Source organism: Cryobacterium sp. AP27 (assembly GCF_056680495.1).
Window position 1 is genome coordinate 1,265,404 of record NZ_CM155285.1, and the last position, 19,017, is coordinate 1,284,420.

Annotated in this window: 13 protein-coding genes; 11 read left to right on the forward strand and 2 right to left on the reverse strand. The window is 64.9% G+C overall.

Annotation, left to right across the window (positions count from 1 at the left end; genetic code table 11):
• Positions 1-9 precede the first annotated feature (9 nt).
• Positions 10-435 carry a hotdog fold thioesterase gene (locus AC1MB9_RS05960; protein ID WP_479964115.1) on the reverse strand — a complete coding sequence of 142 codons (426 nt, stop codon included), beginning with the start codon at positions 433-435 and terminating at the stop codon, positions 10-12.
• A 57-nt stretch (positions 436-492) separates the two neighbouring features.
• On the opposite strand from AC1MB9_RS05960, the gene polA reads away from it, so the two are divergent.
• From polA to uvrB, 5 genes are all read left to right on the forward strand, one after another.
• Positions 493-3,174: a DNA polymerase I gene (gene polA, locus AC1MB9_RS05965; protein WP_479964116.1), complete on the forward strand. Its 2,682-nt coding sequence runs from the start codon at positions 493-495 to the stop codon at positions 3,172-3,174.
• Between the two features lie 36 nt (positions 3,175-3,210).
• Complete coding sequence (locus AC1MB9_RS05970; RefSeq protein ID WP_479964117.1) at positions 3,211-4,890, forward strand: DUF885 domain-containing protein; 1,680 nt, start codon at positions 3,211-3,213, stop codon at positions 4,888-4,890.
• A gap of 177 nt (positions 4,891-5,067) precedes the next feature.
• Positions 5,068-6,522 carry a 30S ribosomal protein S1 gene (gene rpsA / locus AC1MB9_RS05975; RefSeq protein ID WP_479964118.1) on the forward strand — a complete coding sequence of 485 codons (1,455 nt, stop codon included), beginning with the start codon at positions 5,068-5,070 and terminating at the stop codon, positions 6,520-6,522.
• Positions 6,523-6,701: 179 nt separating this feature from the next.
• Positions 6,702-7,319, forward strand: coding sequence for a dephospho-CoA kinase (coaE, locus tag AC1MB9_RS05980; RefSeq protein ID WP_479964119.1), 618 nt, complete (start codon positions 6,702-6,704; stop codon positions 7,317-7,319).
• A gap of 46 nt (positions 7,320-7,365) precedes the next feature.
• The gene (uvrB, locus tag AC1MB9_RS05985; protein WP_479964120.1) at positions 7,366-9,429 is read left to right on the forward strand and encodes an excinuclease ABC subunit UvrB; all 2,064 of its coding nucleotides are present in this window, start codon (positions 7,366-7,368) and stop codon (positions 9,427-9,429) included.
• Positions 9,430-9,572: 143 nt separating this feature from the next.
• On the opposite strand, the gene AC1MB9_RS05990 is transcribed toward uvrB, so the two are convergent.
• Positions 9,573-10,181 (reverse strand): PadR family transcriptional regulator, encoded by a 609-nt coding sequence (locus tag AC1MB9_RS05990; protein WP_479964121.1) that lies wholly within the window; start codon positions 10,179-10,181, stop codon positions 9,573-9,575.
• A gap of 142 nt (positions 10,182-10,323) precedes the next feature.
• On the opposite strand from AC1MB9_RS05990, the gene uvrA reads away from it, so the two are divergent.
• The 6 genes from uvrA (at position 10,324) to gap (ending at position 19,012) form a co-directional block, all read left to right on the forward strand.
• Complete coding sequence (gene uvrA, locus AC1MB9_RS05995) at positions 10,324-13,191, forward strand: excinuclease ABC subunit UvrA (RefSeq protein WP_479964122.1); 2,868 nt, start codon at positions 10,324-10,326, stop codon at positions 13,189-13,191.
• A 50-nt stretch (positions 13,192-13,241) separates the two neighbouring features.
• Entirely contained in the window at positions 13,242-15,155 is a 1,914-nt protein-coding gene (gene uvrC, locus AC1MB9_RS06000) for an excinuclease ABC subunit UvrC (RefSeq protein ID WP_479964123.1), read from the forward strand.
• Between the two features lie 61 nt (positions 15,156-15,216).
• Complete coding sequence (rapZ, locus tag AC1MB9_RS06005) at positions 15,217-16,092, forward strand: RNase adapter RapZ (protein WP_479964124.1); 876 nt, start codon at positions 15,217-15,219, stop codon at positions 16,090-16,092.
• A 79-nt stretch (positions 16,093-16,171) separates the two neighbouring features.
• Positions 16,172-17,152 carry a DNA-binding protein WhiA gene (gene whiA, locus AC1MB9_RS06010; RefSeq protein ID WP_479964589.1) on the forward strand — a complete coding sequence of 327 codons (981 nt, stop codon included), beginning with the start codon at positions 16,172-16,174 and terminating at the stop codon, positions 17,150-17,152.
• Between the two features lie 104 nt (positions 17,153-17,256).
• On the forward strand, positions 17,257-17,883 hold the full coding sequence (locus AC1MB9_RS06015; RefSeq protein ID WP_479964125.1) for a superoxide dismutase: 627 nt from the start codon (positions 17,257-17,259) through the stop codon (positions 17,881-17,883).
• A gap of 121 nt (positions 17,884-18,004) precedes the next feature.
• Positions 18,005-19,012, forward strand: a complete 1,008-nt coding sequence (gap, locus tag AC1MB9_RS06020; protein WP_479964126.1) for a type I glyceraldehyde-3-phosphate dehydrogenase — start codon at positions 18,005-18,007, stop codon at positions 19,010-19,012.
• Positions 19,013-19,017 lie beyond the last annotated feature (5 nt).

The following is a 19,017-nucleotide window of genomic DNA, read 5'->3' on the forward strand; positions in this document are numbered from 1 at the left end:
ATCGTGCCGTTATCGGGTCGGCGGCATGTCCTTAATAAGGTTGGTGATCCGAATCGTGGAACACCGGCGACCCTGGTCATCCGTGACGACGATTTCATGGGTGGTGAGCGTGCGGCCGAGGTGAATCGGGGTGCAGACGCCCGTGACGTAACCGGATGTCGCCGAACGGTTGTGCGACGCGTTGATCTCGATGCCGACCGCGAGCTTGTCACTGCCGGCGTGCAGGTTGGCCGCCATGGAACCCAGGGATTCCCCGAGCACGACGTAAGCCCCACCGTGCATCAGCATGGCCGGCTGGGTGTTCCCCTCGACCGGCATCCGTGCCACGGCCCGATCGATCGTGAACTCCGTGAACTCGATACCCATCTTCTCGGCCAGGTCCCCGCAGCCACGCTCCTGAACCCAGGCGAGTGCGTCTTCGGTCGTATTGAACATGATCACCTTTGGTCGTTGTGCCAGCTTCAGCCCGGATGACGCTTGTAGGCTGGGAGCGTGTTGGATTCAGAAAAGCCTACCCTCATGATCATCGACGGCCACTCCCTGGCATTCCGGGCGTTCTACGCCCTGCCCGTGGACAGCTTCCAGACCCACGACGGGCAGCACACGAATGCCATTCACGGCTTCCTGTCCATGCTGCTCAGTCTGCTGCGCAACGAGAAGCCCACGCACATCGCCGTGGCTTTCGACATCTCGCGCGCCTCGTTCCGCACCCGGGAGTACCCGGAATACAAGGGCACCCGCAACGCGACGCCCAGTGAATTCCTCGGCCAGATCCCACTCCTGCAGGAGGCCCTGGCGGCCATGAACATCATCACCATCACGAAGGAAGACTTCGAGGCGGACGACATTCTCGCGACCCTCTCGGTGCAGGGCTCCGAGGCCGGCTTCGATGTGCTCGTCGTTTCCGGCGACCGCGATGCCATCCAACTCGTCAACGACAAGGTGACGCTGCTGTACCCCGCGAGCCAGGGCGTCTCGGCCCTGACCCGGTACGACCCGGCGCGGGTGCGCGAACGCTACGGCATCGAACCCGAGCAGTACCCCGACGTGGCCGCCCTCGTCGGCGAGACGAGCGACAACCTGATCGGAATCTCCAAGGTCGGCGAAAAGACCGCGGTGAAGTGGCTCGGGCTCTACGGCAGCCTCGACGGCATCCTCGAGCACGCCGACGAGATCAAGGGTGTTGTGGGCAACAACCTGCGCGAGCAGAAAGAGAATGCCGTCCGCAACCGCCGGTTGAACCGGCTTGTCACCACGGTCGAGCTGCCCTTCGGCCCGGCGGATCTCGGCCGGGCACCGATGAACGCGGATGCCGTCCGGGACGTGTTCTCGCGGCTGGAGTTCAAGAGCCTGCTCGACCGCGTGCTGAAGCTCGAGGGCACGGCGGAGGGCGCCGGCGCGACGACTGCCGCAGCGCCCGCCGAAGAGATCCCGGCCGCGCCCGTTGCCCCACAGGCCCAGGACCTGCTCGACGAGGAACTCGCCGCGTGGATCGCACGGTCCATGGCGCGGTCACCGCAGGGACTCGGGTTCACCGTTGAGGTTCAGGAAGGGCGGGCCATCGGCTTCGGCCTGTCGAGCCTGACCGAGACCGTGAACCTGCCATGGCAGCCGGGGCGCGCCGACTACGCGCCAGTCGAGGAGTGGCTCGCGAGCGATGCTCCCAAGCTGATGCACGACGCCAAACTGCAGATCAAGGCGCTGCGGCGCAGCGGAGTCGCGTTCAACGGCTTGTCCATCGATACCCTCGTGGCCGGCTGGCTCGTGCGGCCCGGCGGACCGGACAAGACCCTGTCCGACCTGGTCAGCCGATACTTGCAGGAAGAACTCCCGGTCACCGATCCCAACCAGCTGGTCCCCGACGATTCGGCGGGAGGCGGTGTGCCCATGCAGGCCTGGTACACGATGCGCCTCGCCACCGCCGTCACGGAGGCCCTCGACGAGGGCTCCCGCGGGGTGCTGTCCGACATCGAAATACCCACGTTGATGACGCTCGTCGACATGGAGCTCGCTGGCGTCGCCGTGTCGCACGCCGAACTCTCCGCGCTGTCGACCAAGCTCGGGGAGAAGACGGCGGCGCTGGCCGCCAGCGCCTACGCCGAGATCGGCCGCGAGGTGAACCTGGGGTCTCCCAAACAGCTGCAGGACGTACTCTTCACGCAGCTGGAGATGCCCAAGACCCGCGCCAACAAGACCGGCTTCTCCACGGATGCCGGTGCTCTTGCGGACCTGCAGGCCAGCAACCCGCATCCGTTCCTCGATCTTCTCCTCAAGCACCGCGACGCGACGAAGCTGCGTCAGATCGTGGAAACGCTGGACCGGGCCATCGACGACACCGGCCGCATCCACACGAACTACGTGCAAATCGGCACGGCGACCGGCAGGATCTCGTCGACCGACCCGAACCTGCAGAACATTCCGGTGCGCACCGAGGAGGGCCGCAGGATCCGGGCCGCGTTCCACGCGGGCGAGGGCAGCGAGTGCCTGCTGACGGCCGACTACTCGCAGATCGAGATGCGCATCATGGCGCACCTGTCGGAGGATGCCGGGCTCATCGAGGCGTTCGCCGCCGGGGAGGACCTGCACCGGTTCGTCGGTTCCCGAATTTTCGGGGTGTCGCCGGAAGATGTTTCCAACGAGATGCGCAGCAAGGTCAAGGCCATGTCCTACGGTCTGGCCTACGGCCTGAGCGCGTTCGGTCTGTCCCGGCAGCTGCGCATCGAGACGAAGGAGGCCAAGCAGCTGATGACCGACTACTTCGAGCGGTTCGGTGCCGTCCGCGACTACCTGCGACACGTCGTCGAGCAGGCCAAGGTCGACGGATACACCGAAACGATCTTCGGGCGTCGACGTCCGTTCCCGGATTTGCAGAGCCCGCACCGCGCCCTGCGTGAGAACGCCGAGCGCGCGGCCCTGAACGCGCCCATCCAGGGATCGGCGGCGGACATCATGAAGATCGCCATGAACGGGATCGCGAGCGATCTCGGCACGCGCGGCATGGACTCTCGCATGCTCCTGCAGGTGCATGACGAACTGATCTTTGACGTCGCTCCCGGCGAGTGGGACACCCTGCGCGACGTGGTCACCGATCGGATGAGTTCCGCCGTGGAATTGCTCGTGCCCCTCGACGTTCAGGTGGGTCGCGGCGCGAACTGGGACGACGCCGCCCACTAGTCCACCGGAGCTGTTCCGGTGTCCTAAGCTCGGGCCATGACACACGAAACGCAGCGACCAGTCACGGCAATCGATCGGATAGCCGAGGACTGGGTTGACACCCTCGTCGAGCTGGATCCCACCGTGGGCACCTACATCGGCCGCACCGAGGGGGACGGTCGATTCGGGGATTTCTCGCCGGCCGGACAGGAGCGCTTCGTTGCCGAAGCCGCCGCCGTCATCGCCCGTCTTGACGCGGCGAGCGACGTCGACGCGGTGGACACCGTCACCCGCACCGACCTGAGAAGCACTCTCGCCCTGCAGCTGGAGAGCTCGGAGCAGCACCTGCACCTGCGTGACCTCAACGTGATCGCCTCGCCGGCCCAGGGCATCCGGGAAATCTTCGACCTCATGCCCACGTCCACCGTGGAGGACTGGTCGAACATCTCCTCCCGGCTCGGCAGCGTGCCGGCCGCGGTCGACGGGTACATCGAGACGCTCCGGCTGGGCATCGAGAAGGGCGTCACTCCCGCCAGGAGGCAGGTACGCGAGGTTCTCGCGCAAACTCGCCGGCATCAGGCCAATGACGGCTTCTTCGCGCATTTCGCGGCCGACGCGGCGCTCGAGGACGGCACACTGCCGGCCTCGCTGGCGAAAGACCTGGGCGCCGGTGCTCGCGCCTCCGCCGCCGCGTACCGCAAGCTCGGCGACTTTCTCGGCCACGAACTCGAGGGCGCCGCCACCGAACAGGACGCCATCGGCCGCGACCTCTACTCGCTGGCCTCCCGCGGTTTTCTGGGGGCCACGATCGACCTGGATGAGACCTACGAGTGGGGCCTCGAAGAACTCGCGCGCATGACCGAGGAACAGGAAAGCATCGCGCAGCAGATCAAGCCCGGCGCGAGCGTGCTGGAAGCCATCGCATTCCTCGACACCGATGCGAGCCGCAAACTGCACGGCACGAAGGCCCTGCAGGAATGGATGCAGAAGACCAGCGACAACGCCGTCATCGCACTGTCGAAGTCCCAGTTCGATATCCCCGATGAGATCAAGACGATCGAATGCATGATCGCTCCCACTCAGGAAGGTGGAATCTACTACACCGGTCCCACCGACGATTTCTCGCGGCCCGGTCGCATGTGGTGGTCCGTGCCGGTGGGGGTCACGGAATTCGACACCTGGCGCGAACTCACCACCGTGTACCACGAGGGCGTCCCCGGCCACCATCTGCAGATCGGCCAGGCTGTGTACAACCGCGGCACGCTCAACACGTGGCGCCGTCAGCTGGCCGGCACCTCGGGACATGCTGAAGGCTGGGCGCTCTACGCGGAACGCCTCATGGAACAGCTCGGCTACCTCGACGACCCCGCCGACCGCTTCGGCATGCTCGACGGCCAGCGGATGCGTGCGGCCCGCGTGGCCCTCGACATCGGCGTGCACCTGGGCAAGAAGCGACCGGACGGCAACGGCATCTGGACGGCCGAGTACGCGCTGGAATTCCTCGGCCGCAACGTGAACATGAACGAGGGCTTCGTGAAGTTCGAGGTGAATCGCTACCTCGGCTGGCCCGGACAGGCGCCGTCGTACAAGGTCGGTCAACGCATCTGGGAGGAGTTGCGTGATTCCGCCGCGGCGCGTGACGGCGTCGACTTCTCGATCAAGGACTTCCACCGTGACGCGCTCGACCTGGGCGGGGTCGGCCTGGACACCCTGCGTTCCGCGCTCCTCCCGTCCTGACAGCTCGCTGTCATCTCGCACTCAGCCAAGTTGGCGCAGCCCCGGGGGAGCAGCTAGCATAGAGTGTCACGTTTGTGGCGAAGTATCCGCTGCTGTGCGCGGAGCAGTCAGAGCCGGTTCACTCCGGACTCAGGTCGCGTACGGCCCAATGAATGTCCATCCTGGAGCAACTACTACATGACAATCGCAACGACCGAACGGGCACCCAAGCAGGTCGCCATCAACGACATTGGATCTGCTGAAGATTTTCTGGCCGCGGTCGAAAAGACTCTGAAATTCTTCAACGACGGCGACCTCATCGAAGGCACCGTCGTGAAGATCGACCGCGACGAGGTTCTCCTCGACGTGGGCTACAAGACCGAGGGTGTAATCCCCTCCCGCGAACTTTCCATCAAGCACGACGTTGACCCTTCCGAGGTTGTCAAGGTCGGCGACTTGGTTGAGGCTCTCGTCCTTCAGAAGGAAGACAAAGAAGGCCGTCTCATCCTGTCGAAGAAGCGCGCTCAGTACGAGCGTGCATGGGGCGACGTCGAGATGATCAAGGAGGCCGACGGTGTTGTCACCGGTTCGGTCATCGAGGTCGTCAAGGGTGGACTCATCGTTGACATCGGTCTCCGTGGCTTCCTTCCTGCTTCGCTCATCGAGCTTCGCCGTGTTCGCGACCTGACCCCGTACCTGGGCCAGGAGATCGAGGCCAAGATCCTCGAACTCGACAAGAACCGCAACAACGTTGTGCTGTCGCGTCGCGCCCTGCTCGAGCAGACTCAGTCCGAGAGCCGCACCACGTTCCTCAACAACCTCCAGAAGGGACAGGTCCGCAAGGGCATCGTCTCGTCGATCGTCAACTTCGGTGCGTTCGTCGACCTGGGTGGCGTTGATGGTCTGGTTCACGTTTCCGAGCTCAGCTGGAAGCACATTGAGCACGCCAGCGAGGTCGTCGAAGTCGGCCAGGAAGTCACCGTCGAGATCCTCGAGGTTGACCTGGACCGCGAGCGTGTCTCGCTGTCGCTCAAGGCAACGCAGGAAGACCCGTGGCAGGTATTCGCTCGCACCCACGCCATCGGCCAGGTTGCACCGGGTAAGGTCACCAAGCTCGTTCCGTTCGGTGCGTTCGTTCGCGTCGCCGAGGGCATCGAGGGCCTGGTTCACATCAGTGAGCTCTCCGGCAAGCACGTTGAGCTCGCCGAGCAGGTTGTCTCCGTTGGCGATGAGGTCTTCGTGAAGGTCATCGACATCGACCTCGAGCGTCGTCGCATTTCGTTGAGCCTCAAGCAGGCCAACGATGGTGTCGACCCCGACGGCACCGAGTTCGACCCGGCACTCTACGGAATGCTCACCGAGTACGACGACAAGGGTCAGTACAAGTACCCCGAAGGCTTCGACTCCGAGACCAACGAGTGGCGCGAAGGCTTCGACGAGCAGCGCGAAAAGTGGGAGCAGGACTACGCTGCTGCCCAGGCGCGCTGGGAAGCCCACAAGAAGCAGGTCTCGACCGCGAACGACGAAATCGCTGCTCCCAGCGAGGTCGCTCCGGCCGGCTCTGCCTTCTCGAGCGAGACGGCTGGCGCCGGCACGCTTGCTGACGACGAGGCACTCGCGGCTCTCCGCGAGAAGCTCTCCGGCGGCAACTAGCACCACACGCACGAATTAGAGCAGGTCGCACCCTCCGGGGTGCGGCCTGTTTTTTTGCGCACCCGCCCGCAAAACCGGTGTTTCTGAGACACGCCGGATCGCGCGGCCACCGAAAACGGCGTGTCGCGACGTCAACCGGTTTTGCGGGCGCCGGGGCGGGGCCGAGTACGATTGCTCGGATGTACCTCATTGGACTGACGGGCGGAATCGCCTCGGGCAAGAGCACGGTCGCGGCGCGGCTCGCCGAGCTCGGCGCCGTGCACATCGACGCCGACGCGCTGGCCCGTGAGGTGGTCGCCCCCGGCACCCCGGGACTGGCGGCCATCGCCGAGGAATTCGGGTCGGGGGTACTCCGCGCCGACGGGTCCCTCGACCGGGCCGCCCTGGGCGACATCATCTTCGCCGACGCCGAGCGGCGCACCCGGCTCAACGAGCTGACGCATCCGCTCGTGTGGCAGCGCACCCGCGAGCTCATCGCCGAAGCGGATGCCCGCGATCCGCACGCGGTCGTGGTCTACGACGTCCCGTTGCTGGTCGAAGCGGTCAAGGCCCGCCGGATGACGTTTGATCTCATCGTCGTCGTGCACGCGGATACCGCCACCCGGATCGCACGCATGATGACCCGGCGCGGCCTTACTCGCACGGAGGCCACGCAGCGGCTGAACTCCCAGGCCGGGGACGCCGAACGGCTCGCCATCGCGGACACGGTCATCGACAACACCGGCGCCGTCGAGGCCACGCTCGCCCAGGTCGACCGGTTGTGGCAGACCGCCAGCGCCGCCGCGTGCACGCCGTAAGGCCACCGCGCGAGCGGATGCCGGTGCACGTCCGTAGAATTGACGCATGGAACCTACCCGCTCGGTCAACCCGTTTCAGGTCGTCAGTGAGTACACGCCGAGTGGAGACCAGCCGACGGCGATCGCCGATCTTGCGGGGCGCATCAACGCCGGCGAGACCGACATCGTGCTGCTCGGTGCGACAGGAACCGGTAAGTCCGCCACGACGGCCTGGCTGATCGAACAGGTGCAGCGTCCCACCCTGGTGCTGGCCCATAACAAGACCCTGGCCGCGCAACTGGTCAACGAGTTCCGCGAGCTCATGCCCAACAACTCGGTCGAATATTTCGTCTCCTATTACGACTACTACCAGCCCGAGGCCTACGTCCCGCAGACGGACACCTTCATCGAGAAGGACTCGTCCATCAATGAGGAGGTCGAGCGGCTGCGTCACTCCACGACCAATGCCCTGCTCAGCCGTCGCGACGTCATCGTCGTGTCCACGGTCTCCTGCATTTACGGCCTCGGCACCCCGGAGGGGTATATGGAGGCGATGGTGGCCCTTCAGGTGGGCCAGAAGGTCAGCCGTGACTGGCTGGTGCGCAAGTTCGTGTCCATGCAGTACCAGCGCAATGACGTGGACTTCTCGCGCGGCAACTTTCGGGTGCGCGGCGACACCATTGAGATCATCCCGATGTACGAAGAGCTTGCCATTCGAATCGAAATGTTCGGCGACGAGATCGAAGCGCTGCACAGCCTGCACCCGCTCACCGGCGACATCGTGCGCAAACTCGACTCGGTCGCGGTCTTCCCGGGCTCGCACTACGTCGCGAGCAACGATGTGATGCAGCGCGCCATCGGTACGATCCAGGAGGAACTCGCCGAGCGCCTCGAGCAGCTCGAGCGGGAAGGCAAACTTCTTGAGGCGCAGCGGCTGCGCATGCGCACGAATTTCGACCTCGAGATGATGGAGCAGATCGGGTTCTGCTCCGGTATCGAGAACTACTCGCGGCACATTGACGCGCGGCAGGCGGGGGAGGCGCCGCACTGCCTGCTGGACTATTTCCCGGACGATTTCCTGATGGTGATTGACGAGTCGCACGTGACGGTGCCGCAAATCGGCGCGATGTACGAGGGGGATTCCTCGCGCAAGCGCACACTCGTGGAGCATGGCTTCCGACTGCCGAGCGCGCTCGACAACCGCCCGCTCAAATTCAACGAGTTCAAAAACCGGGTCGGGCAAACCGTCTACCTCTCGGCCACGCCCGGCAAGTACGAGATGGGCATCGCCGACGGCATCGTCGAGCAGATCATTCGACCGACGGGTCTCATCGACCCGCACATCGTCGTGAAGCCCAGCGCCGGCCAGATCGACGACCTCCTCGAACAAATCAAGCTGCGTACCGAACGCGATGAGCGGATTCTGGTGACGACGCTCACCAAGAAGATGGCGGAGGAGCTCACCGACTTCCTCACCGAAGCCGGGGTGAGGGTGCGCTACCTGCACTCCGACGTCGACACGCTTCGCCGCGTGGAACTGCTCACCGAACTGCGCGCCGGAATCTACGACGTGCTTGTCGGCATCAACCTGCTCCGGGAGGGCCTCGACCTGCCCGAGGTGTCGCTCGTGGCCATCCTCGACGCCGACAAGGAGGGCTTCCTCCGTTCGTCGACGTCGCTGATCCAGACTATCGGCCGCGCCGCCCGCAACGTCTCGGGCGAGGTGCACATGTACGCGGACCGACTCACCGCGTCGATGGAGAAGGCGATCGACGAAACGGACCGCCGGCGGGAGAAGCAGGTGGCGTACAACACCCTGCACGGCATCGACCCGACGCCGCTGCGCAAGCGCATCGCGGACATCACCGACGTCCTCGCCCGTGAGGAGGCCGACACGGCCGAGCTGCTCGCCGGCCGCGACGCGCGCCGCAAGGGCACCACGCCCACACGCAGGGTGGGGCTGGCCGCCAACGGTGCCAACGACCTCGAATCGATCATCACCGACCTCAACTCGCAGATGCTCGAGGCGGCCGGCGAACTCAAATTCGAACTCGCGGCGCGGTTGAGGGACGAGCTCTCCGAGCTCAAGCGCGAACTGCGTCAAATGGAGAAGGCCGGGCACCTGCAGTAGCACCCTCGCCGCACTCCTTTGGCCACCTGGCACTCGTCCAAACGAGTGCCACGCTGGCAAACGAGTGCCGCGAGGGCGGATGCCCGGGCCGCGGCCGTATTGCATGGAGACCCCGTCGAGCCGCAGCAGAACATCGGAGTCGGTCAGACGCCTGCCGGCACCGTCCTGGCCGGGCGGCCGCGCTTGGGAACATCGGTGTTGAGCGGCAGGGGAGCGGCGACGCCGGCCGCACGGGCACGGGCCAGCGTGCTCTCCGAATGGTCGAGCCAGCGGGCCTCGGCTTCGGCGGCGAAGATGAGCGAGTCGATCACCAGCAGCCAGGCCAGCTGCGTGGACGATTCCGGGTCGGCGGTCGCGTTCTTCGTGCGGGTCAGCTCCTGCAGGGTGCGCATCGTCGCGGAGCGCTGCACCTGGATCACCTGGGCGATGTCCACGCCCGGCAGCGTCACGGCAATGGCGAGCTTGATGGCGAGTTCGTCGCGGGTGGCCATCGTGCGCACCACCGGCGTGCCGAGCCAGTCGGCGACCTCGCCGCGCCCGGCCTCGGTGATCTCCACATAGTTCTGCCCGTCGGCGTCGATGTCGGCCTTCTGCACCATCCCGTCGCGTTCGAGGCGATCGAGGGTGTTGTAGATCTGGCCGACATTGAGCGGCCAGGTCGACCCGGTGCGCCGGTCGAACTCGGCCCGCAGCTGGTAGCCGTAGCAGGGCCCCTGGTTCAGGATGGCAAGCAGACTCTGGCGAACGGACATACGACCTCCGGCAACTCAAGCGGCTAATAACTACCGAGTATATGCATACCCTGAAACGGTATCTGTTCGGGTGCCTGTTCGCTGTGGGCGGCCGCGGCCGCGGCCGCACGTCGGTGTCGGTGGCGTTGCGTAGACTCGGTAGGTGTCGATTACGAAGGTTACGTCCGGTCCAAAACTCAGCGTTCGCGGTGCCCGCGTGCACAACCTCCACAACGTGGATCTGGAGATCCCGCGAGACTCCCTCGTGGTGTTCACCGGCCTCTCAGGTTCCGGAAAGTCGTCGCTCGCGTTCGACACGATCTTCGCCGAGGGCCAGCGCCGCTATGTCGAGTCGCTCTCGGCCTACGCCCGACAGTTCCTCGGCCAGGTCGACCGTCCCGACGTGGACTTCATCGAGGGACTGAGCCCGGCGGTGTCGATCGACCAGAAATCCACCAACCGCAACCCCCGCTCCACCGTGGGCACGATCACCGAGATCTACGACTACATGCGCCTGCTCTGGGCACGCATAGGCGTCCCGCACTGCGCGGTGTGCGGTGAAATCATTCAGTCCCAGACGGTGCAGCAGATCGCGGACCAGTTGATGGAACTCGACGCCGGCATCCGCTACCAGGTGGTCAGCCCGGTGATCTCGCAGAAGAAGGGCGAGTTCGTCGACCTTTTCCAGGAACTCGCCGGCAGCGGGTACTCACGAGCCATCGTCGACGGTGTGCAGATCCAGCTGAGCGAACCGCCGACTCTGAAGAAGCAGCAGAAACACGACATCTCCGTCGTCGTCGACCGCCTCGTTGCCGGTCCGGAGCTGCTCAGTCGGCTCACCGACTCCCTCGAAACCGCGCTCAAACTCACCGACGGTCTGGTGCGGATCAACTTCATCGACAACGAGGGCGACGCGGCGTGGCAGAGCTACTCCGAAAAGCTGTCCTGCCCCAACAACCACCCCGTGCAGCTGACCGAAATCGAGCCGCGCACGTTCTCATTCAACGCACCGTTTGGCGCGTGCCCCGAATGCTCGGGCCTCGGCACACGGATGTCCGTCGATGAAGACCTGCTCCTGGGCGATCCCGATCTCAGCATCGCCGAGGGCGTCGTGCTGCCGTGGACAACCCAGGGCAAGGGCCTGTTCCAGTACTACGAGAAGCTGCTCGACGGCCTCGCCCGCGACCTGGACTTCTCGCTGGACACCCCGTGGTCCGGGCTCACCTCCGACGTGCAGAACGCGGTCATGCGCGGCGACAATTTCGAGGTGCGGGTCAAGTGGAAGAACCGTTACGGGCGCGAAATGAGCTACACGTCCGGGTTCGAGGGCGTCGTTCCCTACATCGAGCGACAGTACCTGCAGGCGGAGAGCGACACCCAGCGACAGCGCTGGGCCGAGTACCTGCGGGAGGTGGACTGCCATGTCTGCAACGGCACCCGGCTCAAGCCGGAGGTCCTCGCGGTCACCGTGCACGGTTCCAGCATCGCCGAGGTCTGCGCGCTGAGCCTGAGCGAGGCTCGCACGTTCATGGATGAGCTCACCCTCACCGATCGCGAGGCGGCCATCGCGGCGCAGGTGCTGCGCGAGATCCGGTCCCGTCTCGACTTCCTGATCCGGGTCGGACTCAACTATCTCAACCTCGCCCGCGCGGCCGCGACCCTGTCGGGTGGCGAGGCGCAGCGCATCCGTCTGGCGACCCAAATCGGATCGGGGCTCACCGGCGTGCTCTATGTGCTCGACGAGCCGAGCATCGGACTGCATCAGCGTGACAACCGTCGTCTGATCGAGACCCTCATCGCCCTGAGAGACCTCGGCAACACCCTCATCGTTGTCGAACATGACGAGGACACGATCAGAACCGCTGACTGGGTCGTGGACATCGGACCCGGCGCGGGCATCAACGGCGGCAACGTCGTGCACTCCGGCTCTTACGAGGACCTGCTCGCCAACACGACGTCGCTCACCGGAGACTATCTCGCCGGCCGCAAATCGATCGAGACGCCCACCACACGCCGACCGATCGACCCGGAGCGGGTGATCACCGTCACGGGAGCGGCCGCAAACAACCTGCAGAAGGTGTCCGCCACGTTCCCGCTGGGCACCTTCACGGCGGTCACGGGTGTGAGCGGCTCGGGCAAGTCCTCTCTCGTCAACGACATCCTCTACCGCGTGCTGGCCAACCGGCTGAACGGGGCACGGAAGCTGCCGGGCAAACACACCCGGGTGACCGGGCTCGACCACCTCGACAAGGTCATTCACGTGGACCAGGCCCCGATCGGCCGCACTCCGCGCTCGAACCCGGCGACATACACCGGCGTGTTCGACAAGATTCGCAACCTCTTCTCGGAAACCATCGAAGCGAAGGCGCGCGGCTACCTGCCGGGACGCTTCAGCTTCAACGTCAAGGGAGGACGCTGTGAGGCATGCGCCGGCGACGGAACGATCAAGATCGAGATGAACTTCCTGCCCGACGTGTACGTTGCCTGCGAAGTGTGCGGGGGCCAGCGCTACAACCGCGACACCCTCACGGTGCACTACAAGGGTAAGAACATTGCCGAAGTGCTCGACATGCCCATCAGCGAAGCCGCCGAGTTCTTCGAACCCATCTCCTCCATCTACCGCTTCCTCAAGACCCTGGTCGAGGTCGGCCTCGGCTATGTTCGCCTCGGACAGAGCGCCACAACGCTCTCGGGCGGTGAGGCGCAGCGGGTCAAGCTCGCGACCGAGCTGCAGCGGCGTTCCAACGGCCGCAGCGTGTACGTCCTCGACGAGCCGACGACCGGGCTGCATTTTGAAGACGTGCGCAAACTTCTGCTGGTGCTCAACAGCCTCGTCGACAAGGGCAATACCGTCATCGTGATCGAGCACAACCTGGATGTGATCAAGTCCTCCGATTGGGTCATCGACATCGGACCGGAGGGCGGCTCCGGCGGCGGCAAGATCCTCGCGACGGGCACCCCGGAGCAGCTGGCCGGGGTCAAGAAGAGCCACACCGGAAGGTTCCTCAAGGAAGTCCTTGCCGCGGGCTGACTCCCGCCGGACCGAGAACCGGTTCCGCGACGACCCCAACGGATCACATCGTGTCTGACGCCCTGACCTATCGCCCCAAGTCGGGTGAGATTCCGACGACCCCCGGTGTCTATCGTTTTCTCGATGACACCGGTCGCGTGCTGTATGTAGGCAAGGCGAAGAACCTGCGCGCGCGCCTCGCCAACTATTTTGCCCCGCTTCCGAGCCTGCACGAACGCACCCGGCGTATGGTCACCACCGCGACGTCCGTCGAGTGGACGGTCGTCGGCACCGAGGTGGAGGCCCTGCAGCTCGAGTGGACGTGGATCAACGAATACGATCCGCCGTTCAACGTGCAGTTCAAGGACGATAAGTCGTACCCGTACCTCGCGGTGACGCTCGCCGACGAGGCACCGCGGGCGCTCGTGACCCGTACCGAGGGCATCAAGGGCGCCCGATACTTCGGACCGTATCCGAAGGTGTGGGCCGTCTACGAGACCATCGAGCTGATGCTCAAGGCCTTTCCGATCCGTACGTGCAACAACGCAAACTACAAACGCGCCATGACAAGCGGCAAGCCCTGCTTCGCCAGTCAGATCGGGCGTTGCTTCGGACCCTGCTCCCAGAACGTCTCGATCGAGGATCATCGGGCACGCGTGGAACAGTTCGTGAGCTTCATGGGCAGCCAGGATCGCAAGCTCATCAACACGCTGACCGCCGAGATGAAGGAGGCGGCGGCCGAGCAGAAATACGAACTCGCCGGGAAGCGGCGCGACCAGGTCATGGCGCTCACGGCCATCCTCGAGAAAAGCGCCGTTGTGCTTCGCGACACCGTGGACATCGACCTGTTCGCCCTCGAGCAGGACGAACTCGCTGCCGCGGTTCAGCTGTTCCATGTGCGTGGCGGACGCATCCGCGGCGTGCGCGGATGGATGCTGGACAAGGAACTGGACGTGTCCACCGGCGACCTCATCGACTCCATCATGCAGACCGCGTACACGGGAAGCTCGGTTCCCCCGCGCGAGATCATCGTCCCTGAACTGCCCGACGACGCCGAGGCTCTTGAACTGTGGCTGGCCGAGATCGCGAACCGCAAGGTGCGGCTCGTGACCGCGCACCGCGGTGAAAAGGCCGCGCTCCTGGCGACGGCCACGCAGAACGCGAAACAGGCGCTCCTGCTGTATAAGACTCGGCGCAGCTCCGACTTCGTGGCACGATCCAAGGCGCTCGAAGACATTCAGGAGGCCCTCGGCATGGCGTCAGCGCCACTGCGGATGGAATGCTACGACGTGTCGCACCTCGGTGGCACGAACATCGTGGCATCAATGGTGGTGTTCGAAGACGGTCTTCCCCGGAAAGACGACTACCGCCGGTTCAGCATCCCCGAATCCACCGACGACACCGATTCGATCTACCGAACGCTCATGCGACGGCTGACCTATCTGGCACCGGCCGCCGACGTGTCGACGTCGACACCGGAGGCGTCGGTCCTGGGGGAGGTGCCGTCGGGCGGGGCGCCATCCGAGGAGATCGAGCAGAAACGCAGGAAGTTCCGGTACTCGCCGAATCTGCTCATTGTCGACGGCGGCCAGCCCCAGGTGGCGGCGGCCGCCCGGGCTCTCGCGGACTCCGGCGTGACGGGCATCCAGCTGTGCGGGATCGCGAAACGGCTGGAAGAGATCTGGCTTCCCGACTCGGACTACCCCGTGATCCTCCCACGCAACAGCGACGCGCTCTTTCTCATCCAACGCATACGTGACGAGGCGCACCGCTTTGCGATCACGCATCAGAGAGCCAGGCGCAAGCGTGACATTTCCAGCGTCCTGGGCGAAATCCCCGGACTCGGCCCGGCGCGGGTGAAGGTGCTCCTGCAGCACTTCGGTTCCGTCGCGCGGTTGAAGTCGGCACCGGAGGAGGCTATTTCCGAGGTTCGCGGTATCGGTCCCCAGCTCGCCGGCACGATATATCGGCACCTGCGGGCCTGAAGGCGTCCGCGGGTCGGTAGGCTTGATGTCTGATCAACACCGACAGAAGGCGCATTTTAGAATGACAACGGATCCCGACAAGCAAGAATTGCTGATCGTCACGGGAATGTCCGGGGCGGGCCGATCGACGGTCGCGAACGCGCTTGAAGACCTCGACTGGTACGTCGTCGACAACCTGCCGCCGCAGATGTTGCGCCCGCTCGTGGAACTCGTCGAACGTGCCGGCACGACACTGCCGAAAATCGCTGCCGTCGTCGACATCCGCGGCCGGGACCTGTTCGGCGATTTCCGGGAGACCGTGCAGTCCCTTCAGCACGGCATCGAGGTGCGGGTGGTGTTCCTGGAGGCGCGGGACGACGTGCTCGTGCGCCGGTTCGAATCCGTACGGCGACCCCATCCGCTGCAGGGAGAGGGAACGCTTCTGGACGGTATCGCCGCTGAGCGGGCCCGGCTCCTCAGCGTTCGCGAGTCGAGCGACATCGTCATCGACACCTCTGACCTGAACGTGCACAACCTCGCCACGACGGCCACCGACCTGTTCGCCGCCGAGGGAACGGCGGGCGTTCAGGTGACGTTGATGAGTTTCGGCTTCAAGTACGGTCTGCCGACGGATGTCGACATGGTCGCCGACGCGCGGTTCCTCCCGAACCCGTTTTGGATCCCGGAGCTCCGCGGCCACACCGGGCAGGATTCCGAGGTGCGCGACTTCGTGCTCGCCCAGGAGGGGGCGACGGAATTCATTCACGGTTACGCCGCCGCGCTGGCACCCGTCTTCGCCGGCTACCAGCGCGAAAACAAACGGCATGCGACGATTGGTATTGGCTGCACGGGCGGAAAGCACCGTTCCGTCGCCATGGCCACGGAGCTCGCCTCCCGACTCGAAGAACTTCCCGGCGTTGTGGTGAACATCAAACACCGCGACCTCGGACGCGAATAACCCAGGCGCACACGCTCCGCCGGCCGCTGTCAGGCGGCCCATCCCAATCGCACGCCCGAATAACAGAATGGAAATACGATTGGCACTCACCGCCGACGTTAAAGACGAACTCTCCCGCGTTGAGGTCTCGAAGACCACAGTGCGCGCGGCAGAGTTGGCAACAATTCTCCGGTTCTCCGGAGGACTTCACCTCATCAGCAGCCGCATCGCCATCGAGTCGGAACTCGACACCGCCATCCTCGCACGGCGCGTGCGCAAAGACCTTGCCGAGCTCTACGGTGTGCGCAGTGACGTGCAGGTCATCGCCGCCTCCGGGCTGCGCCGCACCAACCACTACCTCGTTCGAGTGATCGAGGGCGGCGAGACCCTGGCCCGCCAGACGGGATTGCTGGACGCCCGCCGGCGTCCGATCCGCGGCCTGCCGAACCGACTCACCACCGGTTCCCGCGACGAGATTGCCGCGGTGTGGCGTGGCGCGTTCCTCGCGAGCGGCTCGCTCACCGATCCCGGCCGGTCCGCCGCCCTTGAGGTTGTCTGCCCCGGCAACGAGTCCGCCATGGCGCTCGTGGGGGCCGCTGGTCGGCTCGGAGTCGCCGCGAAGGCCCGCGAAGTTCGCGGCGTTCACCGGGTGATCATCCGCGACGGTGACGCGATCGGTGCCATGCTCGTGCACATGGGCGCCGAGACCACGGTTCTGAACTGGGAAGAACTGCGCCAGCGCCGCGAAGTGCGTGCCACGGCCAATCGACTCGTCAACTTCGACGACGCCAACCTGCGTCGCTCCGCCGAAGCGGCGGTCGCGGCCTGCGCTCGCGTTCAGCGTGCCATGGACATCCTCGGCACGGAGATCCCGGAGCACCTGCGCTACGCCGGCGAGCTTCGTCTCAACTTCCGTGATTCCAGCCTCGACGAACTCGGCCACCACGCCGATCCGCCGATGACGAAGGATGCCGTCGCCGGTCGAATCCGTCGACTGCTCGCGATGGCCGATAAAAAGGCCGTCGACCTCGGGATTCCGGGAACGGACGTTCCGTTTCCCGCGCACCCGGATGACGTCTGATGACGTATTCAGTGCCCCTTCAAACCAGCTGACTAGACTGAAAAAGTCGCTTACAACGTCGAGGGGCGCAATCGTCCCCCGACACCACTCAGAGGAGATAAGCAATGGCCGAATATACCCTTCCCCAGCTCGACTATGACTACTCGGCGCTTGAGCCCAGCATCAGCGCGACGATCATGGAGCTGCACCACAGCAAGCACCACCAGGCCTACGTGACGGGTGCGAACACCGCACTCGCGCAGCTGGCCGAAGCACGCGACTCGGGCAGCCTCACCAACGTCAACAAGCTGCAGAAAGACCTCGCCTTCAACCTCGGTGGGCACGTGAACCACTCCATCTTCTGGACCAACCTGTCGCCCAACGGCGGCGACAAGCCGGTCGGCGAGTTGGCGTCGGCGATCGACGACTTCTTCGGCTCGTTCGAGAAGTTCCAGGCTCATTTCACGGCTGCCGCGCTCGGCGTGCAGGGGTCAGGTTGGGCCGTCCTGGCCTGGGACTCCATTGGAGAGCAGCTGATCATTCAGCAGTTCTTCGACCAGCAGTCCAACTTCGCCGCCGGCATCGTGCCGGTGCTCATGCTGGATGTTTGGGAGCACGCGTACTACCTCGACTACCGCAACGTGCGCGCGGACTACGTCAAGGCGTTCTGGAACATCGCGAACTGGGCCAACGTCCAGGACCGTTTCACGGTCGCCCGCGAGAAGACGAACGGCCTGCTGCTACTCTCGTAGCGTGCTGGCCACCTCGTGAGCCGGCGCCTTCGAAAGCGGAGGCGCCACCGCTCACCGGTACTCTTCTCACCCGCATTTCCCCACCCGGCGCACCGCGCCCTCAGTATCTCAGGAGTTTTTCGTGACCGTAAAGATCGGTATCAACGGATTCGGCCGTATCGGCCGTAACTATTTCCGCGCAGCACTGGCGAAGGGCAGCGACATTGAAATCGTCGCTGTCAACGACCTCACCGACCCCGCCTCGCTCGCTCACCTGCTCAAGTACGACTCTGTCGGCGGCCGCCTGAACGCCACGGTCGAAGTGGACGGCGACCTCATCATCGTCGACGGCAAGCCCATCAAGGTACTCGCCGAGCGCGACCCGGCGAACCTGCCCTGGGGCGAGCTGGGCGTCGAAATCGTCATCGAGTCCACCGGTCGTTTCACCAAGTCCGTCGACGCGCAGAAGCACATCGAAGCCGGGGCCCAGAAGGTTCTCGTTTCCGCTCCCGCCACTGGCGCGGACGTCGCCACGCTCGTTCTCGGTGTCAACGAGAACACGTACGACCCCGCCCTGCACAACATCATCTCGAACGCCTCCTGCACCACGAACTGCCTTGCTCCCCTCTCCAAGGTGCTGCTGGACAACTTCGGCATCGAGCGTGGCCTGATGACCACGGTGCACGCGTACACGGCGGACCAGAACCTGCAGGACGGCCCGCACAGCGACCTTCGTCGCGCCCGCGCCGCCGCTGCGAACATCATCCCCACGTCGACGGGTGCCGCCAAGGCCCTCGGCCTCGTCATCCCCGAGCTCGTCGGCAAGCTCGACGGTTACGCGCTGCGCGTTCCGGTCCCGACCGGGTCGATCACCGACCTCACGGTCACCGTTTCTCGTCCCGTGACCGTCGCCGAGGTCAACGCCGCGTACAAGGCCGCAGCGGAGGGTCCCCTCAAGGGCATCCTGAGCTACACCGAAGACCCGATCGTGTCCAGCGACATTGTCGGCGACCCGCATTCCTCGATCTTCGACGCCGGCCTCACGAAGGTCATCGGCGACCAGGTCAAGGTTGCATCCTGGTACGACAACGAGTGGGGCTACTCGAACCGCCTGGTCGACCTGACCGAGTTCGTCGCCGAGCGCCTCTAACGGGC